General features: G+C 62.7%; 1 protein-coding gene. It reads right to left on the reverse strand.

The window, feature by feature from the left end; genetic code table 11:
• On the reverse strand, positions 1–260 hold a 260-nt coding region (locus SCA31_RS24095), incomplete at both ends, for a hypothetical protein (RefSeq protein ID WP_410699518.1).

The raw sequence follows: 260 nt of genomic DNA on the forward strand, positions 1-260 counted from the left end.
GGGATTGACGGCGATCAGACGCTCAAGGCTGGCGCCGCTCTCGACCGCATCCGTCGAGTCGATTGCCGGCGTCAGGCCCATGGCCTTGAATACCGAGCCTGTGAAGGATGCGGACGTATGGAGGCTCATGGAATCGGCATTGGCGACGGCGAGCAGGAAGCGGCGCTTTTCGCCTGCCGGGATCTTGGCAACGAGGGCGGCGATCACCGCATCATGATCGGCAACGGCCTTTTCACCGTTGTCCTTTTCGCCGAGCGCAT

It is taken from the genome of Chryseobacterium sp. SIMBA_028, assembly GCF_046535285.1.
Lineage (GTDB): Bacteria > Bacteroidota > Bacteroidia > Flavobacteriales > Weeksellaceae > Chryseobacterium.